This window comes from Labilithrix sp. (assembly GCA_019637155.1).
In the GTDB taxonomy this organism is placed as follows: Bacteria; Myxococcota_A; Polyangia; order Polyangiales; family Polyangiaceae; genus Labilithrix.
Genome location: JAHBWE010000008.1, coordinates 164,429 through 186,884, shown reverse-complemented (window position 1 = coordinate 186,884; position 22,456 = coordinate 164,429). Strand labels below are relative to the sequence as shown.

The window sequence follows — 22,456 nt, the reverse complement described above, 5'->3', positions numbered from 1 at the left end:
TACGTCATGGAGCGCGACGCCGCGAAGTGGGCCGCAGTCGAAGAAGCCACCGAGCTCCTCCACGAGGAGCGTTACAAGGAGGCGCTCGAGGAGCTCCGCGCCGTCCTCGCGAAGGATCCGGAGAACCACTACGCGTATTTCTACCTCGGCCAGACCTTCTACGAGATCGGCGAGATGCCGCCGGCGCGCGACGCGTACCAAGCGGCGCTCAAGCTCGCGCCGCAGCACCTCGGCGCGCGCGTCGCGCTCACGCACGTGCTGCGGAAGCTCGGCGAGTCGCGCGGGGCGGTCGCGGAGGGCCTCGTCGCGCTCGAGCAAGCGCCGACCGACGGCGAGGTGCTCTACGCGCTCGGCCTCGCGTACCTCGCGCGCGGCGACGACGTCTCCGCGCGTCGCCACCTCGAGGCGTTCCTCCGATCGAAGCCGGAGCTCGAGACGCGGATGGAGGTCGAGGGCCTCCTGATGAGCATGGACGGCGGGCCGGGGCGGCAGCCGAATTGACGCTCCGTCCGGCGATCGTCGGCGGAGCTCCGTCGGACGCGTCGCAGGACGCCGTCGTCTTCCTCTTCCACTACGACGCCGCCGCCGATCGCGCGACCCCGTGCACCGGCACGCTCGTCGCGCCGCGGCTCGTGCTCACCGCGCGTCACTGCGTCTCGGCCGGCGGCGGCGGCGCGATCGCGTGCACGAGCGACGGCACGCAGCTCGGGGGCGGCGCGATCGGCGCCGACTTCGCCGCGCCCGACATCCACGTCTACGCTGGCCGCGAGCGCCCGCCCTTCACGCGCCAGGCGCCGCGCGACATCGATCCGGCGCGCTGGACGCCGGCGGCGCGGGGCGCGGCGCTGTTCCACGACGGCGCGCGCACGCTCTGCGATCACGACCTCGCGCTCGTCCTCCTCGACGCGCCGATCGCGGACGTCCCGCTCGCGCCGCTCCGCCTCGATCGCGACGCGCGCGCCGGCGAGCTCGTCGTCGCGATCGGGTACGGCAAGGCGTCCGCCGAGTACGAGCCCGCGCGGCAAGAGCGGCGCGACGTGCCGGTGAAGAAGGTCGGACCCGACGACGCGCACCCGGTCCTCGGCCGGAGCGAGCTCGCGTTCCCGGAGTCGATCTGCGAGGGCGACAGCGGCGGTCCGCTCCTCGCGCAGGACTCCGGCGCGATCGTCGGGATCGTGTCGCGCGGCGTCACCGGCGATCCGGTCCCCGATCGCCCGGGCGATCACTGCCTCGACGTCGACAACATCGCGACGAAGCTCCCGCCCTTCCGCGGCGTGATCGATCGCGCGTTCCAGGCCGCGGGCGCGACCCCGCTCGAGGAGCCGGAGCCGCCGGGAGGGTGCTTCGAATGTGCGGCCGCGCGCGGGCACGCCGCGCCGGATCTCGCGCTCGTGCTCGCGACGGTGATCGTCCTCTACGTCGTTACTGCGCGCAGTTCTCGAAGCGGAACTGCGCGGTGACGCGGCACGCGCGGTTGTCGTCCGACGTGTTGATCGCGTTCGGGCAGTCGATCTCCGCCCAGACGCGCCCCGCCGCGACGCCCATGCCGTCCGTGTAGCGCGCGATGCAGCCGCGATCGCGCTGGTCGTAGCCGTTGGCGGAGCGCTTGGCGCTCGCGATGACGCGGAGGTCCGTCTGCTCGCCCGTCGTCTTGAACTTGCCTTCGAGCTTGAAGAGGCCGCCCGTCGCGCCGGAGAGGTTCACCGTGGCGTCGACCGCGAACTCGTCGGTGCCGGACGGGACGACGGAGCACGCGATGCTGACGGTGCCCTGCCCCGCGGCCTCGCCGTCCTTGACCGGCTTCGAGGGCAGGTTCGCGCCCGGGTTTCCGAACTCGCCGACCTCGAAGAGCGGCCCGCTGTCGCGACAGTCCTTGCCGGTGGCCTGCTGAACGTCGCCCGAGAACACGACCTGCGGCGTCGCCTTCTCGTCTTCGCCACACCCGGCGCCGAGGATGACGATGGCGGAGCAACAGAGGAAGCTGACAATCGCGTGGGTGGCACGGAACATCGGAGACTCCGGAAGTAAGAGAGGATCGAACGTTAGCACGAAGCCGTCTCAGAGGGCCGCTTCCATGGCGCGGAATCCCCGGTCGAGGTCCTCCTTCAGGTCCTCCACGTCCTCGAGGCCGACGCTCAGCCGGATGAGCCCGTCCCCGATTCCCAGGTCTTTCCGGGCCTCCGGCGTCAGGCTCGCGTGGGTCATGATGGCGGGGAGCTCGGCGAGGGACTCGACCCCACCGAGGCTCTCGGCGCACGTGAAGACCTGGAGCGCCTTCAGGAACGCGGCCGAGGGGGCGGTGCCTTTGCTCCCGACGCGGAGGTCGAACGTGATCATCCCGCCGGGGCCCTTCATCTGCTTCGCCGCGACGGCGTGGCCGCCGTGCTCCTTCAGGCCGGGGTAGAACACCTTCGCGACGAGCTTCTGCTTGCCGAGGTGCTCCACCAGCGTCTGCGCGCTCTGGACGTGCTGGCGCATGCGCACGCCGAGCGTCTTCAGCCCGCGGAGGACCATGTAGCAATCGAACGGGGAGGGGACGCCGCCGGTCGACTTTTGGAGGAAGCGGACCTTGTCCGCGAGCGCGTCGTCGCTCGTGAGGACGGCGCCGCCGACGACGTCGGAGTGGCCGTTCAGGTACTTCGTGGTGGAGTGGACCGCTACCGCCGCGCCGAGGTCGAGCGGGCGCTGCAGCATCGGCGTCGCGAACGTGTTGTCGACGACGAGCACGGCGCCCGCCTTCTTCGCGACGTCGGCGACGGCGGCGATGTCGATGATCTTCAGCATCGGGTTCGAGGGCGTCTCGAGCCAGATCATCTTCGTGTTGGGGCGCACCGCCTCGCGGACCTTCGCCGGATCGCTCATGTCGATGAACGACGCGTCGAGGCCCCACTGCTTCATGACCTTGTCGAAGATGCGGAACGTGCCGCCGTAGACGTCGTCGCTGCACAGCACGTGGTCGCCGGTCTTCAGCGTCATCAGGAGCGCGGTCGTCGCGGCGCACCCGCTCCCGAACGCGAGCCCGTGCTTCGCGCCTTCGAGGCCGGCGAGGCAGCCCTCGAGCGCGGTGCGGGTCGGGTTACCCGCGCGCGAGTAGTCGTACGGTCCGCGGAACACGGCGGGCCCGTCCTGCGCGAACGTGCTCGCGAGGACGATCGGCGTCATCACCGCGCCGTGGTTCGGATCGGGCTCCTGCCCGGCGTGGATGCAAAGCGTGTCGGGCCTCAGCGTGCTACCGGCGGACATGCCGCCTCATTAGCACAGGAGCATCCGCGCGGATGCGGGACGCGCGGCCGGATCGAAGGCCAAGAGACGCGCGATCTGTGCCGGTGCGCCGGCGGGGACGACGAGCGGCTCCTCCGCCGCGACGGCGAGCAGCGCGGGAAAAGAGTCGCCCGCGCGCGGCCGCTCGCCCGTCAGCGCGTGGAGCAACGACGCGCCCAAGGAGTACAGATCGCTCTCTACGGTGGGCCGCTCTCCGCGCGCGACCTCGGGCGCCGCGTACTGCACGGTCCCGCGGAACGCGCCGTCGTTCGGCGGGTGGCTGTCCCGCCACCACGCGAGGTCGAAGTCGAGGAGCACCGCGCGATCGCCGGCGTCGTCGATCGCGAGGTTCGCGGGGCTCGGGTCGGCGTGGACGACGAGGAGGGGCCCCGCATCGTCGGCGGCTTCGTGGAGCGCGGCGAAGGCGCGGAGGAGCGCGTCGGTCGCGCGCTCGACCCAGGCGCGCGGGAGGGCTCCGTCGCGCGCGATGCGCTGGGCGAGCGTCGGCATCGCGATCCGCTCGACGCGGTGCCAGGGCCCGCGCGCGTCTCTTCCGCGGGCGAGGAGGCGGGGCGCGACGCCGAGCGGCCCGAGGCGCTCGAGCAGCGAAGCCTCCGAAATCAGGCGGTTTGCTGCCTCCGGGACGTCCCGTTCGCGGGGCGAGAGTCTCTTTTCGAAGAAGGACGCCGATTCCTCGATCATCGGGGTTGCCGATCCGGCCTGCTGCGCCAAGGTAGGGCCGTGCCGAAGCTCGCATCGTACTCCTTCGCGCTGGCGTTGCTCCTCGCCGCGTGCAGCGCAGCCGAGCTGAGCACGCCGCGCGGCGGCGGCGGCGCGCCGACGGGCACGTCGACGAACCCGGCCGAGGACGAGGATCCCGACGCGCCGGCGTCCGGCAAGGACAAGAAGAAGACGCCGTCCGCGGGCGACGACGACGACGACGACACGGGCGAGGCGCCGCCCGATCCGCAGCCGGTCACGCTGCGCATGACGAGCGCGGTCACGATCCAGGTGCAGCCGGTCGACTCCGGCGCCGCGATCCTCGCCGCGATCAAGGGCGCGAAGAAGAGCGTCCACATGACGATGTACCTCCTCACCGACACCAAGGTCATCGCGGCGCTCGGCGACGCGAAGGACGGGGGCCGCGACGTGAAGGTCGTCCTCAACAAGTCGTTCCCGACCAACGGCGGGAGCAACACCGCCGCGTTCGACGCGCTGACGGCGCGCGGCGTCGACGTCGTGTGGTCCTCCGCGACGTACCGCTACACGCACGCGAAGACGATCCTCATCGACGGCGAGAAGGCGATCGTCATGACGATGAACCTCACGCCCTCGAGCCCGAAGACGAACCGCGAGTACATCGCGACCGACGTGGACCCCGCCGACGTCGCCGATCTCGAGAAGGTCTTCGCCGCCGATCGCGCGGGCGAGGCGGTCTCGCTCGGGTCGAAGCTCGTGCTCTCTCCCGACGGCACGAACACGAACGGCGCGCCGCGGGACTTCCTTCGTGCGTTCATCGACTCGGCGCAGACGTCGCTCGACGTCGAGGTCCAGACGCTGAGCGATCGCTCGCTCGTCGACGGCATCCTCGCCGCGCACAAGGCGGGCAAGGACGTGCACGTGGTCATCGACGGCGACGTGAGCACGACGAACGCGCAGCTCACGGTCATCTCGAAGCTCAAGCAGGCAGGGGTGCCGCTCAAGTCGCTCAAGACGCCGGACCTCCACGCGAAGGTCATCGTCGTCGACGGCGCGAAGCTCTTCGTCGGCTCCCAGAACTTCACCGCCACCGCCCTCGACGACAACCGCGAGGTCGGCATCTTCACCGACGCCGCAGCCGAGGCCGCGAAGGTAAAGACCCAGATCGCCTCCGACTTCACGAAGGGCGTTGAGCTCTGAGTTTCACGATGGGTCCGCACGGGGCCCCAGAAGCGGCCGCCCCAGCGGGCGCGAAGCGCCCCGAGCGCGAAGCGCGAGGGCCGTGTCTGGGGTGGGGGTGTCGGGGGCGAAGCCCCCGACGTTGAGAGACCTCTTTCCGAATGGCGCGGAGAAGGGTATGGTCCCCGGTCGACACCACGGTGGGTGTAGCTCAGTCGGTAGAGCGCTGGATTGTGGTTCCGGTTGTCGCGGGTTCGATCCCCGTCACTCACCCCGCAACGAAAGCCTCGCGAGAAATCGCGGGGCTTTCGCGCACTTGACGATCGCGGTGGAGCGGCTCCGTGCGCGTTAGCGATTGTGTAGGCAGGAATCTCCGGGGTGGCTCCTGTGCTGAGCAGGCGAAGGAGACGTGATGAGAGCAGCGGAGAACGTGACCCTGATGGTGCCGGTGATCGACGAGGTGTTCGAGGTGGAGGAGCCGTCCCCCGACTCGGCGCTCCCGCGCGCGCTTCGCGAGTCGATCCGCCGCGCGCCGGCGCGGGCGCGGCGCGGCTGGGTTCACCGCGAGATCCGCCGCTCGATCCGGCGCGTCGCCGAGTAGCTCGCCGCGATCTACGCCGCCGTGGCGCGGCGCCGCCGGAGTCGTAAGCTGGAGGCGTGAGACTCGCCGTCACCGCCCTCGCGTTCCTCGCGCTCGCGCTCGCGAGCGACACCGCGCGCGCGGACGCGCCGAAGGCGAAGGCGGACGCGATCGTGGGCGAGTGGCTCACCGCGAACGGCGAGGCGCGCATCCGCTTCGCCTTCGAGAACGGCGCCTACGTCGGGCGCATCTCGTGGCTCAAGACCGCGACGAAAGACGGCAAGCCCATCGTCGACGAGAACAACCCCGACCCCGCGCTCCGCTCACGCACGATGATGGGCGCCGCGATCGTCTGGAACCTGCACTTCGACGGCTCGGGCTACGTCGACGGCTACCTCTACGATCCCGAGCACGGCAAGACGTACAAGGGCAAGGCGACGGTCGAGAGCCCGACCCGCCTCGCGCTCCGCGGCTACGTCGGCATCCCGCTCTTCGGCCGCTCCGAGACGTGGACGCGCGTGAGCTGACGCGCCACCTCCAAGCTCAATCCACCTTCCAGGCCTGCTTCGCCGTCTTCGCCGCGCGCTCGATGTCCTCGTGATCGACCTCGCGCGCGATCTCCATCGCGACGCCCTCGGTGATCCCGCGCGTCGCGGCGAGGAGGCCCGACTCGAGCGCGACGAGGTCGTAGCCGCCCTCGAGCGCGAGCAAGAGTCGACCGTCCGCCGACGTGTCGGCGACGCGACGCAGCGCGCGCGCCATCCAGCCGAACGCGTCGGCCGAGAGCGCCATCTCCGCGAGCGGATCGCGCGCGGACGCGTCGAAGCCCGCGCTGATGATCACGAGCTCCGGCGCGTACTGCTCGAGCGCGGGGAGGATCACGCGCTCGAAGACGCCGCGGTAGACGCCGTCGCCGCCGCCGGCGGTGAGCGGCACGTTCACGGTGAAGCCCTCGCCTTCGCCCTCGCCGGTCTCGCGCACCGCGCCGGTGCCCGGGTAAAACGGGAACTGGTGCGTCGACACGTAGAGGACGTTCGGATCGCGGTAGAACATCTCCTGCGTCCCGTTGCCGTGATGGACGTCCCAGTCGATCACGGCGACGCGTGAGAGCCCGCGCGCGCGGGCGTGCGCCGCCGCGACGGCGACGTTGTTGAAGAGGCAGAAGCCCATCGCCTGATCGGGCCGCGCGTGGTGGCCGGGCGGCCGCACGAGCGCGATCCCGCGCTTCACCGGTCCGTCGAGGAGCGCGTCGACCAGCGCGACCGTGCCGCCGGCCGCGAGCTCTGCGACCGCGATGCTCTCGGGTCCGAGGTACGTATCCGCGTCGATATAGCCTTCCTCGCCGCGGAGGCCGCCGAGCCACTCGACGAACTTCGGGGTGTGCACGCGCGCGAGCTCGGCGGGGGTCGCCGGTCGCGGCGCCACCGGCGCGAACACGAGGCCGCCGTCGCGCGCGCGCTCGATCGCGGCCTGGGCGGCGTCGAGCCGCTCGGGGCGTTCGGGGTGGTAGGCAGCGGAGCGGTGCTGGAAAAACCGCGGATCCGAAAGGAGAAGCGCGTCAGTCATGGGTTGCCGCAGAAGGACGCCGAATGATAGCGTCGAGTCGCTTCGAAGCCTCGCGTCTGCGTGGGGTGGACGGAGAAAACAGGCCGGTACCGAATGCGGAACAAGATCATTGCAGTCAACGCCGTGATCGTCCTCATCGTAGGGCTGCTCGCCTTCGCGATCGTGAAGACGCAGCTCTCGCTCGCGACGGGCAGCACGGACGCGCTGAAGAAGAGCGCGCAGCAGGACGCGGTCGGCGTCGCGGCGAAGCTCCAGCTCGACGGGCTGCGCGCCGAGCGCTGGCTCGCGGCGAAGAGCGCCGAAAAAGCGACGGGCCAGTCGCTCAGCAAGGCGACGCAGGACGCGCGCGCCGGCGCGGCGCGGCAGCTCTCCGATCAGATCGCGAACGCGGCCACCGCCGCCCTCGGCGCGAAGCCGTCGTTCGCGGCGGTCGTCGACACGAACGGCAAGATCCTCGGCCGCAACGGCTCCGACCTCACCTCCGGCGACGACGTCGCCGCGAACTACCCCGCCTTCAAGGAGGCGCTCGCGAAGACGTCGCCGGGCTCGGACATCTGGGTCGACGCGAAGCGCGCCGACCAGTACCTCGCCTCCTACGTCCCCGTTCGCGACGACAACGGACGCACGATGATGCTCGTCATCGGCGTCGGCCTGAACGACGCGCTCGCGCGATCGATCGCGGGCACGAGCGGCCGCGGCGTGCTCCTCGTCAACGACAAGGGCGAGATCATCTCGAGCACGCAGACGACCGACGAGGTGAAGGCGGCGGTCAAGGACGGCGCCGGCGACGTGAAGAACGCGCTGACGACCGGCACGGTCGTGGGCGGCGGCAACGGCAACGTCTACTTCGCGGCCGCGCCGCTCGACGGCCTCGGCCTCAAGCAGACCGCGGTCGTCGCGGTCGCGCCGACGACGCTGCTCGAGGGCACCGGCGCGGTGCCGTATTCGATCCTCGGCGCGATGGCGCTCGGCCTCGTCCTCGTCGTCGCGGGCGGCTGGTTCCTCGGCAACTACATCTCGCAGCCGCTCGCGAAGCTCGAAGAGGGCCTCCTCGCGATCCTCAACGGTCAGAGCGACAAGCGGTTCGACATGGACCACGCCGAGCTCGGCGGCCTCGCGTTCCGGATCGATCAGCTCCTCAACCAGCTCATGGGCGTCGAGGAGGACAACACCGACGAAGAGGGTCGCGTCTCGAAGGCGCCGGTCCCGGCCGGCGCGGCGCAGAACGCGTACGGCATCGACCCGAGCTTCGCCGGCGTCGTCCCGAGCTCGAACCCGGGCGTCGGCGAGCCGGCGGACCAGTACTACGCGCGACTCTACAACGAGTACATCACGGCGAAGCGCGGCCTCGGTGAGGCGGTCGACCAGATCACGCCGGACGTGTTCAAGAACCGCATTCAGAGCATGGAGCAGGAGGCGCTCGCGAAGCACGGCAAGCCCGTCCGCTACCAGGTCCAGGTGAACGGCCGCGAGGTGCAGCTCCTCGCCGTCGCGATCTGAGACCGAAACATTCGGCGCCGGCTCGGGGTTTCAGGACGAAATGGGTCTCTTCGATATCTTCAAAAAGAACAGCGGCAAGGGCGACGGCGAGAAGAAGAAGCCGAGTTCGATCGCGAAATGGGCCGAGTACGCGGGCAGCAAGCGAGCGCAGGCATACGATCGCCAGGAGGCGATCCAGGAGCTCTCGAAGCAGGGGACCGCCGAGGCGGTGGAGGCGCTGCTCAAGCGCTTCACCTTCCAGATCGATCCGTCGATCACCGACCAGGAAGAGAAGGAGGCCGCGTTCGAGGGGATCCTGAAGGCGGGGCGCGAGGCGATCGAGCCGGTCCGCGCGTTCGCGATGAAGGCGGAGAGCATCAACTCGCCGCTCCGCGTGATGAAGTCGATCCTGGAGGAGGAGGAGCTCGTCGACGAGCTGCTCGTCTGGCTCTCGCGCTGGGACACCGAGTACGCGAAGTTCATCGATCCGAAGCTCCAGCTCCTCGAGGAGCTCGGCGAGCGCAAGCACCCGAAGATCCGCGAGGCGGTGGAGCCCTTCCTCGAGGACGCGAGCGATCCGGCGCGCTTCAACGCCGTCGTCGCGGTGCTCGCGCAGCAAGACGAGCGCTCGCTCGAGCCGATCCTCAAGCTGCTCCTCGACGAAGAGAGCACCCGCATCCGCGCGAAGATCGCGAACGGCCTCGCCGAGCTGGGCTGGGAGATCCCGGACGACCAGCGCGATCCGGTGCGCAAGGTCCTCCCGCCCGAGTTCGGCATCGACGGCGAAGGCAAGATCAAGAAGCGCTAGCCGTCAGCGCACGACCTTCATCCCGAAGAGCGGCGTCTTCAGCGCGCCGTAGAGGCGGACCCAGAGCGGCAGCCACATCTCGGTGCCGCGCGCGTTCGTGATGTCGCCGAGGTCGATGACGTCCTTCCAGCCGAACCACTCCTTCAGGATGCGGGTGACCTCCGCCTTCGCGGCGGCGTCGTCCCCGCAGACGATCATCGTGTGCTCGCCGCCGGCGAGCTGCCGCGGATCGACCATCAGCGGCGCGGCCACGGTGTTGAGCGCCTTCACGACCTTCGTCTTCGGGAGCGCCTTCTGGATCCGTTCGCCGAGCGAGTCGGTGTTCGACACCGTGAGCGACGGCGGGAAGCCCTTCGAGAAATCGAGCGGGTTCGAGATGTCGATCAGGATCTTGTCGGCGAGGGCGTCGGCGCCGGCGCTCTCCAGCCCTTCGAGCGCGCCCGTGCCCGACAGCGCGTTGACGACGAGCGCGCCGTGTTTCGCCGCCTCCGCGTGCGTGCCGACCGAGACGCGCGTGTTCGTCTCGAGCCACGTGCGCAGCGGCGGGAGGCCCGCCATGTCCGGCTCGTTGCGCGCGAGCGTCGCCTTCACATCGCGGGTCCCGATCTTCACGTCGTGACCGTCTGCGCCGAGCTTGCCGGCGACGATCTTCGCGACGCTGCCCGTGCCGAGGACTCCAATCTTCATGTTCGTCTCTCCTTCCGGACGAAGAAGCTACGACCGCGACCCACGGTTGACCATGGCGACATCGTCAACATATCGTCAACTATAGGTTGACGATCCGGGCCGATCTCTTCGCGGGCATCCTCCCTTTCGTCCGCACGGCGGAGGAGAAGAGCTTCGGCCGCGCCGCGGTCAGCCTCGGCGTCACCACCGCCGCGGTGAGCAAGGCGGTCCGGAAGCTCGAAGAGGACCTCGGCGTGAAGCTCCTCGATCGCACCTCACGCGCGGTCACGCTCACGAAGGACGGCGCGGTCTTCCTCGAGCGCTGCCGCGAGGCGGTCCTCGGCGTCCAGGGCGCGCGCGACGCGATGAGCAGCGCCCGCCGCGAGCCGCACGGCGAGCTCGGCGTCACGTTGCCCTTCATCCTCGCCCCATTCGTGATCCCGAACCTGCCGCGGCTCGCCGCGCAGTACCCGCGCCTCTCCTTCCGGCTCCAGATCACGGACCGCGTCGCGCGGCTCCCCGATCCGCACCACGACGTCGCGATCCGGATGGGCGCGCTCGCCTCCTCGAGCCTCGTCGCGCGCCTCCTTCGCAAGACGCGCTGGACCACGGTCGGCGCCCCGGCGTACCTCACGCGCCGCCCCGCGCCGCGATCGCTCGCCGATCTCGCGGCGCACAACTGCCTGCGCTTCGTGAGCCCGGACGGGAAGCCGCGCGACTGGTCGTTCGTCGACGGCGCCGCGCCGCGCACCGTCCCCGTCCGCGGCAACGTCCTCGTCGACCACGGCGCCCACCTCCTCGCCGCGGCGGAGGCGGGGATGGGGCTCTGCCAGGTCCTCGACTTCATGACCGAGCGTTCGCTGAAGGAGGGCGCGCTCGTCGAGGTGCTCGCGCCGTTCGCGGCGGAGGGGCCGAGCATCCACGCCGTCGCGACGCCGGCGCGCGCGAGCTCCGTGAACGTCCGCGCGTTCCTGCGTTTCCTCGTCGACGTCTTCCGGAAGACGTAGGCGCGCGCGCGTCAGCCGCCGCGGAACGACTCGGGGTCGAGGCCGAAGCGCTTCATCCAGCGGTGGATCTGCATCCGGGTCTTGCCCATCGTGCGGGAGATCTCGCTGATGTTGCCCTTCGTCTTCGTCAGCGCGGCGACGAGGTCGTCCTTCAGCTTCAGGTCGTCCTCGGAGAGCTCCTTCGGGACCGCCGAGCGCGCGTGTTTGCCGGTGTCCTTGAGGCTCGTCCCGCCGCTGCGCGACGAGGGGCGGTCGCGCTCCGGCTCCTCCGGCGCGCGCGACTTCTTCATCGCCTCGCCGACGCTCTCGAGGCGGAGCAGGTCCTCCGTCGACGTGACGAGGCCGACCGAGAGGATGTGCTCGAGCTCGCGGAAGTTGAGCGGGAAGTGGTGCTGCACGAGGGCGGTCCCGAGATCGGGCGCGAGGCGGATCTTCTCCGCGCGCTCGCCGGCGATGCGGGGGAGGATGTCCGCGGTGACGAGCCCGATGTCGGCCTTGCGCTCGCGGAGCGGCACGAGGCGATGCACGAACGCGGCGATGCGGGCGTAGAGATCGGCGCGGAAGCCGGGGTGCGTGTCGATCGGCTTGAGCGTCGCGGCGACGACGCGGAGATCGACCGGCACCGGCTTCGTCCCCCCGACGGGGAGGACCTCCTTCTCCTGCAACACGCGGAGGAGCGTGGCCTGCGCGCTCGCGGGGAGCTCGCCGATCTCGTCGAGGAACAACGTGCCGCCGGACGACGCGCGGACGAGGCCGGGCTCGTCCTTCAGCGCGCCGGAGAAGGCGCCCTTCAGGTGACCGAAGAGCTGGCTCTCCACCAGCGTCGGCGCGAGCGCGCCGCAGTTGATCGCGACGAACGGCCCGCTCCGCCCCGACAGCTTGTGGATCGTCTGCGCGAGGACCTCCTTCCCGGAGCCGCTCTCGCCGAGGAGGAGGATGGAGAGCTTCGACATCGCGACGCGCACGAGGCGCGGCATCGCCTGCTCCACCGCCGGGACGAGCGTGGCGGTGCCGCGCGGTCGCGACTTCAACGAAGGCGCGTCGACGGCCGCGGTCTTGATGTTGTCCGGCACCCGCTCCGCCGGATCGAAGAGCACGACCGTCGCGCCGAACGTGATGACGGTGACCTCCTCGAGCAGCGCCGACGGCGCGCGTTTGCCCTCGACGAACGTGCCGTTGGTGGAGCCCGAGTCCTCGAGCAGCCACGCGCCGTCCTCGCGGAAGATGCGCGCGTGTTTGCCGGACATGCGCGGGTCCGGGATCTCGAGCACCGCCTTCTTGCCGTCCTCGGCGCGCAGCGAGCGCGTCGCGCCGCGGCCGATGCGCAGCTCGTCGACGTTCGCGAGCGGGACGCGCATGCCGCTGGAGAGGACGCGCTCGCCCTCCAGAACGACGTAGAGGGCGGGCTCCTCGATGAAGCCGCCCTCGTTCGTCGAGAGATCCTCGCGCCGGGTCTGCGAGAGCGTATCGGACATCTCGCTCGGCCGACCTCCTCGGAGGAGAGACTAGCCTATTCGCTGACCTTCGGGCTCGTCGGCAGATGGATGCCGACGCCGACGAAGATCATCTGGTTGAACTTGAAGGTCTGATCCTCGGAGTCGATCTTCAAGTCCGGGAACGACGCGTCCGGGCCCGCGCCACGCGAGTCGAAGCCGCCGCGGTTGTACGAGAACGGGAACGCGCGGTACTCGACGTTGATGCTGAGGAAGCCCGACGGGTAGAGCGTGAGGCCGAGGCCGAACGACGGCGCGATCGCGACGCGGTCGTTCGTGGCGAAGCTCGCCTGCGCGGTGCACGCCGTCTGGCCCGTACCGCCGCAGTTCGCGCGCTCCTTCACGCCGACGAACGCGACGCCGCCGTGGAGGTAGAGGTCGGTGTCGACGAACAGCTTCTGGAAGAGGGCGAGCTTGCCGCGGAACGGGCTGAACGAGATCTGGGGCGTCGCCATCCAGCTCATCTTCCCGGCCTGGTCGCCGAACGCGGGGCTGCCGGCGTTGGCGGGGAGGTTCACCGCCGTGCGCGAGTTACGCGGCGCCGGCGTGTCGTCGATCCTGTCGGCGAGGTCGGTGTTGAGGCTGAGCGCGTCGGGCGAGAAACCGCCGAAGACGCCGATACCGAGCCAGTCGAAGAGGTTGTACTGGAGCCGCCCCGAGAGGAAGATCGTGCGCTTGTACTCGTCGAGGAGCGTGAAGCCGCCGCCGAGCGCGATCTCCGCGCGACCTTCGCGGTAGAGACGGAGCTTGCGGACGGCGGGGGCACCGGCGAGCGGACCGGTGAGCTGGATCTCCTGCGCTTGCGCCTCGGAGGGAGCGGCCGCGACGCCGAGCGCGACGGCGAGCGCGCCGACGACGCAACGTGCGGTGAAGCTGCGCTTCCGGCTGTTCATCTTGCGCGCTTTCATTTCGGCAACCTGTATTCCCAGCTGAACGGCAAGAAGACGCTGATGCCAACCTGAGCCTGGACGTTCACCGTCAGCGGCTTCTCACCCAACCACGTGCCGGGGTCGGTCTGCTGCGCCTGCGTCGTCCCGACGTTCACGTTCTCGAGCTGCTCGATGTAGACGTAGTTGCGGACTTCGCCGATGACCGAGAACCAGCGGTTCAAGAAGACGCGGAGACCGAAGCCGAGGTTGAAGGCGATGCGGTGCTCGTAGTCGAACTTGCGGTTGTCGGGATCGATGACCGCGATCGGACGGGTGAAGAGGCCGCCGACGCCTCCGACGAGGTAGCCGTCGTAGTGGAAGATGAAGTTCCCGAAGCCGCTGAATTTCCCGTACATCGGGACGTACGTGAAGTTCACCGCGTAGCCCGCGAGGTACTCGTTCAGCGGGACCGCGAGGCGCGTCGCGCGGCGGTTCTCGAAGTTGAAGTCGGCGTCCCCGTTGAAGGGTTGGTAGTACGTGCCGTTGATGCCGACCGCGAGCACGTTCGTCAGGTAGTAGTTCACCGCGAGGCCGGGGCCCGGGTGGGTGACGAACTGGTCGTTGAGGCTGAAGCTCCAGTACGGGTTCACCTCGAAGCGACCGCGGCGGAGCGCGTAGATCTGCTGCACCGCGTAGACGTCGGCCTTGACGTCACGACCCGCGAGCTTCGCCACGTCCGCCTGCTTGGGGCAGGCGGTGGGGTCGATCTCGCAGATGCCGCCGCCGGTGTTCGTGTCGCCACCGGTGGTGGGGGGCGGCTCGGGCGGTGGTACGGCGGGCTGGTCGGGCGGCGGCGTGTTCGGATCGTCGATCTCGATGTCACCGCCCGCCGGCTGCGTGGGCTGGGTGGGCTTTGCTGCCGGTTTCGTCGTTCCCGGTTTGGCGCCGGGCTTCTTCTGCTGCGCGAACGCAGCCGAGGGCAGCAGCAACAACGCCACCACCAGAAGGAGCCAGCTTCGAGCGTGCTTCATCAAGAACCCCTTCTACGGAACGGCTTGCAAAGCTTCAAAAACATTGAGAAAATCAGGGGTACTGCAGAGTTGCAGGCCACGATAACACGGATGTTTTTGGCCGAGCAATCCAATTCTCTTTCACGCCGCAGCCGCGTCGTCGTCATCCTTGCCAAACAAGGCCTCGACGAAGTCCGCCGCGACGAATTCCCTGAGATCCTCGGCGCGTTCGCCCAGGCCGATGTAGCGGACGGGGACCTTCAGCTCGTCGCAGACCCCCAGGACGACCCCGCCTTTGGCGGTTCCATCGAGCTTCGTGAGGATGATGCCGGTGAGCTCGAGGGCCTCCTTGAAGAGCGCCGCCTGCGTGAGCGCGTTCTGTCCCGTGGTCGCGTCGATGACCAGGAGCGTCTCGTGGGGCGCCCCTTCCATCGCCTTCGCGATGGTGCGCTTCACCTTCTTGATCTCGTCCATCAGGTTCACCTTCGTGTGAAGACGACCTGCAGTGTCCACGAGAAGAATTTCGGCTCCACTTTCTGTGGCCTTCTTCGTCGCCTCGAAGGCGACCGCGCCCGGATCGGCGCCTTCCTTGCCCTTCACGACGTCGGCGCCGACGCGTTTGCCCCAGACCTCGAGCTGCTGCACCGCCGCGGCGCGGAACGTGTCGCCGGCGCCGAGGATCACCTTCTTGCCCTCGGCGTTCCACTTCGTCGCGAGCTTCCCGATCGACGTGGTCTTGCCGACGCCGTTGACGCCGACCATCAAGACGACGAGCGGCTTCGCGCCCTTCGGGGGCGCCTGCACCGGGAGCGAGAGGATGCGCGTCGCCTCGGCGCGCAACGCGGCCCACACCGCGTCGCTGTCCGCGAGCTCGTTCTTCTTCAGCTGATCGCGGAGCCGCTCGAGGATCGCCTGCGTGGTCTTCACGCCGACGTCGCTCGTGATCATCACCTCCTCGATCTGGTCGAGGATCGCGGGGTCGATCTCCTTCTTCCCCGTGATGAGCGCCTTCAGCTTCGCCATGAAGCCGCCGCGCGTCGCGGCGAGGCCCTTCCGCAGGCCGGCGACGTCCTTCTTCGAGACGACGGGCGGGGCCTCCGCGGTCGGCGCGGCCGAGGGCGGCGGCGCGGGCGCTTCTTCTTCCGCTGGGACCTTCGCCGACGGGGCCTTCGTGGACGGGGCCTTCGTCGACTCCGGCACCTCCGTCTTCGTCGACGGCACCTTCGTGGACGGGACGCTCTCCGCCTTCTTGGCGGGCGGCGGCGCCGCCTCGGGGCGCTTCGCGGCCGGTTCGGGGAGCGCCGGCTTCTTCCGGAAGAAGAGGAGGTACGCCAGGACCGCCGCCACGATGACGACGCCGATGATGAGGGGCAGCTTGTCCATCGAGGTGTGCTCCTTATATGGAGAGCGGCCTTACCCCGTCAACGTTGCGTCGGATCGGCGGGTTTGTCGGGCTCGAGCCGCGCGACCTCGGCCTCGGTCCGGGCGTCGACGTCCCCCGGGCCGAACACCGCATTCTCCATCGCGGCCGCCCATTTGGCGGCGCCGGCCTCGCGCGGATCGCCCTGCGCGGCGCGGCGGACGTGGCCGGGGGTCGGCTCGGGGCGGACGTCGAAGGGGGCGCCGCGCTTCTTCGCGAACGCGACGAGCTGCGCGAGGAGCGCGCGCCGTCGCGCCGCGAGCGCGATCGTGAGCTCGCCGGGGGCGGGGAGGGTCTGCGAGAGCCGCGCGTGGAGGTGGCCCTCCGCGATGATGCTCTCGTCGCCGGCGATGGGCCCGATGCCCTTCAGCGTGAAGCGGCCGTCCGGTCCGGTCTCGAAGCCGACGAGGCTCGCGCGGCCGTCGAAGGTGCCACGCTCGATCCACACGCGCGCGCCGGCGATCGGCGTGCCTTCGTGGGCGTCGACGATCTTGCCGGTCCATCCTTCCTGACCGCGCTCGGCGGGGCGCACGACCTCGATGCGCGGCGTCGGATCGGGGAGCGGATCCGGTTTCCCCGGCGCGGGCTCCGGCTTGATCTTCGGTCCCGACACGCGGCCGACGAGGAAGAACGCGATCACGGCGAGCCCGGCGAGGAGGAGCGGCGCCTTCGAGAGCAGCGACGGCCCGCGGATCGGCACCCGGATCACCGGCTCGCCGATCGGCTCGTACCAAGGCGCGGACGGGACGTAGCGGAGGCGCACGAACGCTTCGCTCGACGTCGTCGCGAACGTGAGCGTGAGCCGCGCGATGCCTCGCTCGACCGGCGCCGCGCCGACGACGACCTCGCCGACGCGCGCCTCGATCGATCCTTCGCCGACGGGGCCGAGGCTCGACGTGACGTCGGCGACGATCGGGATCCCTTCCTCCGGGACCTTCGGCTCGAGCTCGCCGCGCTCGGCGGCGGGCACCTTCACGTTGACCTTCACGTGACGCTCGATCTCGTGCGTCGTCGTCGTCGCCGCGATGTCGGTGTTGCCGGCGAACGACGCGCGCAGCTCGCCGACGCCGGGCGGCCCCGCCTTCGCGCCGGAGAACGCGAAGCGCGCGCGTCCGGAGCCGTCCGACGTCGCGCGCGCGATCTCCTCCTTCTCGTTCGACAGCACGACGACGAGGCCGGGCGCGACGTGCGGCGAGTCCTCGTCGTCGTGCAGCGCGACGGCCTCGACCGTCACGCGCGGCGTGTCGAGCTCGAGCACCTTCGGCTCGGGATCGAATTTCAAGGCGAGCCCGCGGCGCGAGAGGTCGAAGCCGATCTCGCGCTCGGCGCCGTCGACGAGGCCGCGGCCCCCGGGCGGCGCGAACACGACCGTCGCTTTGTAGCGATCGGGCTCGAGCGGCGCGCGGAAGCAGAAGCGGCCGGCCTCGTCGGTGGTGATCGCCACCTCCGGCGCCTCGCGCGGCCCCTGCACCTTCACGACCTGCGCGTGGCCTCTGTCGCACGATCTCGCAGCTCGGATCCCCTCCGCCACCATGGCGTCGTGCGGGTCCGTCTCGCGCGCGACGCGGACGATCACCGGCTGCCCCGGCATCGCGAGCGAGGCGTCGTCGGTCAATGTGCCGCTGAGGACGAGCTCGGTACGCGCCGCGTCACCGCCGACCTGCTCCCGCCACCCACGCGCGGAGATCTTCGCCGCTCCACGCACCCGCACTTTCAGCGGCGCGGCGTGCGCGGCCTCGATCATCGCGAAGAACGCGATGATGAAGAGGCACGCTTGCGAGAGTCTCCACATGGGTGACATCATCGTTGATCGCCCGGAGGTCCAAGCCAATGGACTGCATCGTCGCGTTGAAGTTTTGGCCGGCGCGGCCGTCGATCTTCCCGCTGAACTATGTGGAGCCAGCGAAAAGCTGTTCCGGAGGCGTGGCGGATGCGTAGACTTGGCTTCGTGAGACGGCTGCGGGGAAGCGTCATGGCTGCGTCGCTATGTGCGGGCGCGTTGTTCGCGTTCACGCCCGGCGACGCGCATGCGGACAGCGAGCGGATCAGATACCTCTCCGAGAAGATGAGGGACAGCGACGCGCGTGTTCGCACGTCCGCCGCGCTCTCGCTCGGCGGAACCAACGACGAAGGCGCGGTCGATCCGCTCTGCGGCGGGCTCGGCGATCGAGAAGAAGGCGTACGCCAGGCGGCGACGGCGGGCTTGAAGCTCCTCAACAAGCGCAGCGCCTTGCCTTGCCTCGAGGCGCACCTGCGCACGGAGTCGAGCGCGGCGGTGAGGGACGCGATCTCGCTCGCGATCAACACGATCAACAAGTCGGGCGGCGGCGGGGACGTGATCAAGGACAACCCCAACGCCAAGTACTACATCTCTCTCTCGTCGGTCGCGAACGCGACGAGCCGCGCGAACGCGGAGGTCGAGAAGATCGTCCTCAATTCGGTGAAGGCGAAGCTCGACGCTGCGGGCACGGTGCAGCTCGCGCCGTCGGCGGGGGAGACGCCGGAGAAGGCGCGGCAGGTGATCAAGGACAAGAAGCTGAAGGGCGGCTTCTACCTCGCGATCGCGATCGACAACTTCCAGTACGACGGCGGCAACCTTCGCGTGAAGGTGAAGATCGGCGTCTTCAATTACCCGAACAAGTCACTGCTCGGTAACGTCGACAAGTCGCTCACGGCCCAAGGCGTGTCGAGCGGCGACAAGGCGTCCGAGGACCGTCTCTTGGAGCTCGCGGCGGGTCTCGCCAGCGAGCAGTTCGCGAACAACGCGTCGCAGTTCTTGTGATCTTGAGAGGAACGTCATGACCACGTCCGCCGAGCCCCGGCCCGCAGCTCCCGTCAAATACAAGCGGAGCATCAAGAACTACCTGCTAGACGCGAGGTTCCAGCTCAAATGGACCGGGCGCATCATCTTCGTCGCGCTCTTCATCAGCGCGCTGATGGGGTTCCTCCTCTTCCGCACGAGCGACAAGCTGACGGAGCAGAGCCAGCAGGTCATCGCGCAGGGTGAGAAGCAGATCGCCGAGAGCGAGACGAGCGCGAAGATCGTCGCGATGCAGATGGCGGAGAAGTACGCGGACGAGCCGGCGCTCGCCAAGAACTTCAAGGACGAGGAGGACAAGCGCATGGCGGCGCTGCAGCAGCAGCGTGACGACCTCAAGGCGCAGGCGCTCAAGACGGCGGAGCAGCAGACGACGATGAAGGTCACGCTCGTCGCAGGCCTCCTTCTCCTCGTCGTGCTCATCGGCATCCTCGGCATCTTCTTCACGCACAAGGTCGTCGGCCCGATTCACATGATGAAGATCCTCCTTCGTCAGGTCGGCGACGGAAAGCTCAACTTCCACCGCAAGCCCCGCAAGGGCGACGAGCTCCAGGACTTCTTCCAGGTATTCGCCGAAATGGTCGAAAAGCTGAAGGCCCGCCAAGCCGAAGAGGTAAAGACCCTCGAAGCCGCGATGGCCGAAGCCAAGGCAACCGGCGCCAGCGACGCCGCAATCGCGAAGATCGCCCTCGTCCGCGACGAGATGCAAGCCGCCCTCGGCAAGTAGTCTTTCACGGTCAGGGGCTTCGCCCCCGACACCCCCACCCCGCGAACACGGCCCTCGCGCTGCGCGCTCGGGTTGCTTCGCAACCGCTGTCGCGGCCGCTTTCGCGGGGCCCCGGTCCCGCTCGCAAAGCCGCTCGCGCACGGCCCTCGCGCTGCGCGCTCGCGCACGGCCCTCGCGCTTCGCTCGGGTTGCTTCGCACCCGCTTTCGCGGGCCCGGTCGCAAGCCGCTCGCGCAGCGCGCTCGCGCACGGTCCTCGCGCAGCGCGCTCGTGTTGCTTCGCGCCCGCTGTCGCGGCCGCTTCGCGGGGCCCCGCTCGCAAGCCGCTAGCGCTCGGCGTGCACGCCGTGCGCGCTCGGTGGTGGGCGCAAGCCGCTCGCGCACGGTCCTCGCGCAGCGCGCTCGTGTTGCTTCGCGGCCGCTTTCGCGGGGCCCCGGTCGCAGGCCGGCCGCGCTCGGCGTGCACGCCGCGCGCGTTCGGTGGTGGGCGCAAGCCGTTCGCGCTCGGTGGCGGCTGCGACCGGTCGTGGGGCGCAAAGCCGCTCGCGCTCGGTGGTGGGCTCGGCGCGCCCGCTGTTCGCGCTCCGTAGCGCTCGGGCGTCCGCCGTTCGTGCTCGGTCGTGGTCGTCGGTCGCCAGCCGTTCTCGCTCGGTGGGGGCTCCGGCACAGCCGGTCGCCTCGGTCATGGGCGCGTTCGCGTTCGCGCTCGTGGGGTCGCCCAGCCGTTCGCCTCGGTCGTGGGGTCCGCCGGCGGTCGTGAGCCGTTCGCGCTCGGTCGTGGGGGCGCCGGTCGCCAGCCGTTCGCCTCGGTCGTGGGTGCGCCGGCGGTCGTGAGCCGTTCGCGCTCGGTCGTGGGGGCGCCACCGATCGCCAGCCGTTCGCGCTCGGTCGTGGGGGCGCCACCGATCGCCAGCCGTTCGCGCTCGGTCGTAGGGTCGCCACCGATCGCCAGCCGTTCGCCTTGGTCATGGGGGCCGCCGGTCGTGAGCCGTTCGCCTCGGTCGTGGGGTCGCTGCTGGTCGTGAGCCGTTCGCGCTCGGTCGTGGGGCGCGCGGCACGGACAGGCGGGCCACGGGCGCAGACGCGGCGCCGCGGGAGGGACGCCGCATCTACGTGCGCTTTCTTTAGGCGCGCACGACTCTCCAGTTCGCTGCGACGCCTTCGGTATGCGGCGTCGCGAGGATCTGCCTTTCGCTCCGCATCGCGCCTGCATCCCAGCCACCGATCCATTCCCGAGTCCACCACCCAGCCCCCAGCATCCGAGTCGCCGCACGCTCCACCGCAAAGCACCCGCACGACGGCCGCTCGGCCCTCTTCGCGGGCGTCCGACTTCCGCGTTCGGTCGCGAGCGCAGATGCGGAGCGCGCCGCTGGAGCGGGCCTCTGCACGTCGGGTGTCGGGTTCGTGCGTGTGGGTTTCACGCAACTTCGCGGTGCGGCGACCGAGCAGCGCGCGATGACGCATGCATCGAAGCCGTCCGGCGACGCAGCGGCCTATGAGCGCGCCGAACATCCCGCGGCGCGCGAACCTCCCGTTGCGCGTGGCGAACGCTCCGCTGCGCGTGGCGAACGGTCTGCGGTGAGGAGCACCGTGTCGGTTGGGCGTGAGTACGAGGATGCTGCGGTCGAGGTCCTGCGGGGGGCGGGCTTCGAGGTTCTCTGGCGGAACCTGCGTATCGGGCACCTCGAGGTCGACCTCGTCGCGCGGCGCGATGACCTCGTGGTCATCGTGGAGGTCCGCTACCGCGGCGGAAGTGCGCTCGACACGGCGCTCGCGAGCGTCACACGACAAAAGCGCGCGCGGCTACTCCGCGCCGCTCGCGGCCTCTGGCGCGGGCGCCTGAGCAAGATGCAAGGCATCTCCCGAGTCCGCCTCGACGTGATCGCGATCAACCCCTCCGGCACGAAGTGGATTGAAGGCGCCTTCACGGAGTAGCGCGCGGGCTCCTAGTTGCAGGGGCGCTGCTTGTTGTTCGGGTCGCAGTCGCCCTGGGTGCAGGCCGTCGTCGGGTCGTAGCCCGTGTTCGTCTTGATGCAGTAGGAGCCCGTGAGGCCCTCGTTGCCTTGGCCGATCGACGTGACGAGGCGCTGGCACTGGAAGCCGTCGGGGCAGTCGCAGAAGGTCTGGTCGCTCGGCTTCTGGCCGTTGATGTCGGCGCAGCGGCACGAGCAGTAGACCGCCTTGTCGGACGCGCGATCGACGCACTGCGCGGGGACCGCGTTCTGCTTGCGCGGGTCGACGAACTCGCCCGTCGTCGGGTCCTTCGCGCCCTCGATCTTCGTGTCCGTGCCAGGGATCGTGCACGACCGGTCGCCGCCGACCGGCGCCTCGCCGCTCGGCTGCTGGCCGTACGGGCAGGACACGCGGCCGCGGAAGTGGTTCACGAGACAGAGGCGCGTGCGGCACTGGAAGGACTTCGACTCGACGTTGACTTCCTTCTCGTCGAAGCCGAGGAAGTCCTTGTTGTACTCCTGCTCGGGAGTGCAGGGATCGCCGATGCCCTCCTCGCAGCTCGCGCCCGCGATGAGCGTGATGCCCGCGACCAAACCGCCCAGCTTGGCCAGCGCCTTCGCCGCGCGCCCCAGGCGCGAGGAAATCCGCGAGGTTTGCGCCACCGCGGGTGCGGCTGCCGACACGGTGGGACGGGGCAAGGCCTCGAGCGTCATCGACGCGAACGGTACTGGTTTGCGGCAAGGAGCGTCAATCTCATTCAACATCATCGCGGCACCCCATCGTCCTGAAGGAGTGGCGGAGGCCCACACCGACGGCTCACCCAAGACGACACGCAGGGGGCGGGTCTGTGAGCCGTCGGCCGACCTTCGGACGACTCGTGAGAGAAGAACCGGCAGCCCCGGTTCCGTGCTTGACAACCTCGC

At 69.8% G+C, this 22,456-nt stretch carries 22 protein-coding genes and 1 tRNA gene; 12 read left to right on the top strand and 11 right to left on the bottom strand.

Features of this window, described 5'->3' with window-relative positions:
* Positions 1–6: 6 nt before the first annotated feature.
* The gene (locus KF837_18545; GenBank protein MBX3229325.1) at positions 7–501 is read left to right on the top strand and encodes a tetratricopeptide repeat protein; all 495 of its coding nucleotides are present in this window, start codon (positions 7–9) and stop codon (positions 499–501) included.
* The gene (locus tag KF837_18540; GenBank protein MBX3229324.1) at positions 498–1,460 is read left to right on the top strand and encodes a trypsin-like serine protease; all 963 of its coding nucleotides are present in this window, start codon (positions 498–500) and stop codon (positions 1,458–1,460) included. The genes KF837_18545 and KF837_18540 overlap by 4 nt, the downstream gene beginning before the upstream one ends.
* Here the strand turns inward: KF837_18540 and KF837_18535 are convergent.
* From KF837_18535 to KF837_18525, 3 genes are read right to left on the bottom strand one after another with little or no spacing between them, the layout of a single operon-like run.
* Positions 1,423–2,010, bottom strand: a complete 588-nt coding sequence (locus KF837_18535) for a hypothetical protein (protein ID MBX3229323.1) — start codon at positions 2,008–2,010, stop codon at positions 1,423–1,425. The genes KF837_18540 and KF837_18535 overlap by 38 nt on opposite strands.
* 48 nt (positions 2,011–2,058) lie before the next feature.
* A complete protein-coding gene (locus tag KF837_18530; GenBank protein ID MBX3229322.1) occupies positions 2,059–3,243 on the bottom strand; it encodes a PLP-dependent transferase in 1,185 nt (394 codons plus the stop codon).
* Between the two features lie 9 nt (positions 3,244–3,252).
* Positions 3,253–3,771 (bottom strand): phosphotransferase, encoded by a 519-nt coding sequence (locus KF837_18525; protein ID MBX3229321.1) that lies wholly within the window; start codon positions 3,769–3,771, stop codon positions 3,253–3,255.
* Between the two features lie 231 nt (positions 3,772–4,002).
* On the opposite strand from KF837_18525, the gene KF837_18520 reads away from it, so the two are divergent.
* The 4 genes from KF837_18520 (at position 4,003) to KF837_18505 (ending at position 6,246) form a co-directional block, all read left to right on the top strand.
* Positions 4,003–5,160 carry a hypothetical protein gene (locus tag KF837_18520; protein ID MBX3229320.1) on the top strand — a complete coding sequence of 386 codons (1,158 nt, stop codon included), beginning with the start codon at positions 4,003–4,005 and terminating at the stop codon, positions 5,158–5,160.
* A gap of 179 nt (positions 5,161–5,339) precedes the next feature.
* A tRNA-His gene (locus KF837_18515) sits at positions 5,340–5,412 on the top strand.
* A 139-nt stretch (positions 5,413–5,551) separates the two neighbouring features.
* Positions 5,552–5,740 (top strand): hypothetical protein, encoded by a 189-nt coding sequence (locus tag KF837_18510; protein MBX3229319.1) that lies wholly within the window; start codon positions 5,552–5,554, stop codon positions 5,738–5,740.
* Between the two features lie 56 nt (positions 5,741–5,796).
* Positions 5,797–6,246 (top strand): DUF2147 domain-containing protein, encoded by a 450-nt coding sequence (locus KF837_18505; GenBank protein MBX3229318.1) that lies wholly within the window; start codon positions 5,797–5,799, stop codon positions 6,244–6,246.
* A gap of 16 nt (positions 6,247–6,262) precedes the next feature.
* Here KF837_18505 and KF837_18500 read toward each other — a convergent pair whose 3' ends face one another.
* Positions 6,263–7,285 (bottom strand): histone deacetylase, encoded by a 1,023-nt coding sequence (locus KF837_18500; protein MBX3229317.1) that lies wholly within the window; start codon positions 7,283–7,285, stop codon positions 6,263–6,265.
* 93 nt (positions 7,286–7,378) lie between these two features.
* Between KF837_18500 and KF837_18495 the strand changes: the two genes are divergently transcribed.
* Together KF837_18495 and KF837_18490 are read left to right on the top strand one after the other, a co-directional pair.
* Positions 7,379–8,785: a cache domain-containing protein gene (locus KF837_18495; protein MBX3229316.1), complete on the top strand. Its 1,407-nt coding sequence runs from the start codon at positions 7,379–7,381 to the stop codon at positions 8,783–8,785.
* Between the two features lie 40 nt (positions 8,786–8,825).
* The gene (locus tag KF837_18490; protein ID MBX3229315.1) at positions 8,826–9,572 is read left to right on the top strand and encodes a HEAT repeat domain-containing protein; all 747 of its coding nucleotides are present in this window, start codon (positions 8,826–8,828) and stop codon (positions 9,570–9,572) included.
* 3 nt (positions 9,573–9,575) lie between these two features.
* On the opposite strand, the gene KF837_18485 is transcribed toward KF837_18490, so the two are convergent.
* Positions 9,576–10,259 (bottom strand): NAD(P)-binding domain-containing protein, encoded by a 684-nt coding sequence (locus KF837_18485; GenBank protein ID MBX3229314.1) that lies wholly within the window; start codon positions 10,257–10,259, stop codon positions 9,576–9,578.
* 92 nt (positions 10,260–10,351) lie between these two features.
* Here KF837_18485 and KF837_18480 point away from each other — a divergent pair, with 92 nt between their 5' ends.
* On the top strand, positions 10,352–11,245 hold the full coding sequence (locus KF837_18480; protein MBX3229313.1) for a LysR family transcriptional regulator: 894 nt from the start codon (positions 10,352–10,354) through the stop codon (positions 11,243–11,245).
* An 11-nt stretch (positions 11,246–11,256) separates the two neighbouring features.
* Here KF837_18480 and KF837_18475 read toward each other — a convergent pair whose 3' ends face one another.
* The 5 genes from KF837_18475 to KF837_18455 all read right to left on the bottom strand — a co-directional run bounded on the left by KF837_18475 (position 11,257) and on the right by KF837_18455 (position 17,829).
* The gene (locus tag KF837_18475; GenBank protein MBX3229312.1) at positions 11,257–12,720 is read right to left on the bottom strand and encodes a sigma 54-interacting transcriptional regulator; all 1,464 of its coding nucleotides are present in this window, start codon (positions 12,718–12,720) and stop codon (positions 11,257–11,259) included.
* Between the two features lie 35 nt (positions 12,721–12,755).
* A complete protein-coding gene (locus KF837_18470; protein MBX3229311.1) occupies positions 12,756–13,631 on the bottom strand; it encodes a hypothetical protein in 876 nt (291 codons plus the stop codon).
* 11 nt (positions 13,632–13,642) lie between these two features.
* Positions 13,643–14,341 (bottom strand): outer membrane beta-barrel domain-containing protein, encoded by a 699-nt coding sequence (locus KF837_18465; protein ID MBX3229310.1) that lies wholly within the window; start codon positions 14,339–14,341, stop codon positions 13,643–13,645.
* Positions 14,342–14,758: 417 nt separating this feature from the next.
* Entirely contained in the window at positions 14,759–16,000 is a 1,242-nt protein-coding gene (gene ftsY / locus KF837_18460; protein ID MBX3229309.1) for a signal recognition particle-docking protein FtsY, read from the bottom strand.
* A gap of 38 nt (positions 16,001–16,038) precedes the next feature.
* A complete protein-coding gene (locus KF837_18455; protein MBX3229308.1) occupies positions 16,039–17,829 on the bottom strand; it encodes a hypothetical protein in 1,791 nt (596 codons plus the stop codon).
* A gap of 180 nt (positions 17,830–18,009) precedes the next feature.
* On the opposite strand from KF837_18455, the gene KF837_18450 reads away from it, so the two are divergent.
* The 3 genes from KF837_18450 to KF837_18440 all read left to right on the top strand — a co-directional run bounded on the left by KF837_18450 (position 18,010) and on the right by KF837_18440 (position 21,515).
* The gene (locus KF837_18450; GenBank protein ID MBX3229307.1) at positions 18,010–18,819 is read left to right on the top strand and encodes a HEAT repeat domain-containing protein; all 810 of its coding nucleotides are present in this window, start codon (positions 18,010–18,012) and stop codon (positions 18,817–18,819) included.
* 16 nt (positions 18,820–18,835) lie between these two features.
* Entirely contained in the window at positions 18,836–19,582 is a 747-nt protein-coding gene (locus KF837_18445) for a hypothetical protein (protein ID MBX3229306.1), read from the top strand.
* A 1,408-nt stretch (positions 19,583–20,990) separates the two neighbouring features.
* Positions 20,991–21,515 (top strand): YraN family protein, encoded by a 525-nt coding sequence (locus KF837_18440; GenBank protein ID MBX3229305.1) that lies wholly within the window; start codon positions 20,991–20,993, stop codon positions 21,513–21,515.
* Positions 21,516–21,526: 11 nt separating this feature from the next.
* On the opposite strand, the gene KF837_18435 is transcribed toward KF837_18440, so the two are convergent.
* Entirely contained in the window at positions 21,527–22,126 is a 600-nt protein-coding gene (locus tag KF837_18435) for a hypothetical protein (protein MBX3229304.1), read from the bottom strand.
* Between the last annotated feature and the right edge of the window lie 330 nt (positions 22,127–22,456).

What these genes read in the sequence shown, in the direction of transcription:
- KF837_18545 (MBX3229325.1), top strand. Translation starts at nt 7, where the DNA reads ATGGAGCGCGACGCCGCGAAGTGGGCCGCAGTCGAAGAAGCCACCGAG.
- KF837_18535 (MBX3229323.1), bottom strand. Translation starts at nt 2,010, where the DNA reads ATGTTCCGTGCCACCCACGCGATTGTCAGCTTCCTCTGTTGCTCCGCC.
- KF837_18530 (MBX3229322.1), bottom strand. Translation starts at nt 3,243, where the DNA reads ATGTCCGCCGGTAGCACGCTGAGGCCCGACACGCTTTGCATCCACGCC.
- KF837_18525 (MBX3229321.1), bottom strand. Translation starts at nt 3,771, where the DNA reads ATGCCGACGCTCGCCCAGCGCATCGCGCGCGACGGAGCCCTCCCGCGC.
- KF837_18510 (MBX3229319.1), top strand. Translation starts at nt 5,552, where the DNA reads ATGAGAGCAGCGGAGAACGTGACCCTGATGGTGCCGGTGATCGACGAG.
- KF837_18500 (MBX3229317.1), bottom strand. Translation starts at nt 7,285, where the DNA reads ATGACTGACGCGCTTCTCCTTTCGGATCCGCGGTTTTTCCAGCACCGC.
- KF837_18495 (MBX3229316.1), top strand. Translation starts at nt 7,379, where the DNA reads ATGCGGAACAAGATCATTGCAGTCAACGCCGTGATCGTCCTCATCGTA.
- KF837_18490 (MBX3229315.1), top strand. Translation starts at nt 8,826, where the DNA reads ATGGGTCTCTTCGATATCTTCAAAAAGAACAGCGGCAAGGGCGACGGC.
- KF837_18485 (MBX3229314.1), bottom strand. Translation starts at nt 10,259, where the DNA reads ATGAAGATTGGAGTCCTCGGCACGGGCAGCGTCGCGAAGATCGTCGCC.
- KF837_18475 (MBX3229312.1), bottom strand. Translation starts at nt 12,720, where the DNA reads ATGTCCGATACGCTCTCGCAGACCCGGCGCGAGGATCTCTCGACGAAC.
- KF837_18470 (MBX3229311.1), bottom strand. Translation starts at nt 13,631, where the DNA reads ATGAACAGCCGGAAGCGCAGCTTCACCGCACGTTGCGTCGTCGGCGCG.
- ftsY (MBX3229309.1), bottom strand. Translation starts at nt 16,000, where the DNA reads ATGGACAAGCTGCCCCTCATCATCGGCGTCGTCATCGTGGCGGCGGTC.
- KF837_18455 (MBX3229308.1), bottom strand. Translation starts at nt 17,829, where the DNA reads ATGTGGAGACTCTCGCAAGCGTGCCTCTTCATCATCGCGTTCTTCGCG.
- KF837_18450 (MBX3229307.1), top strand. Translation starts at nt 18,010, where the DNA reads ATGGCTGCGTCGCTATGTGCGGGCGCGTTGTTCGCGTTCACGCCCGGC.
- KF837_18445 (MBX3229306.1), top strand. Translation starts at nt 18,836, where the DNA reads ATGACCACGTCCGCCGAGCCCCGGCCCGCAGCTCCCGTCAAATACAAG.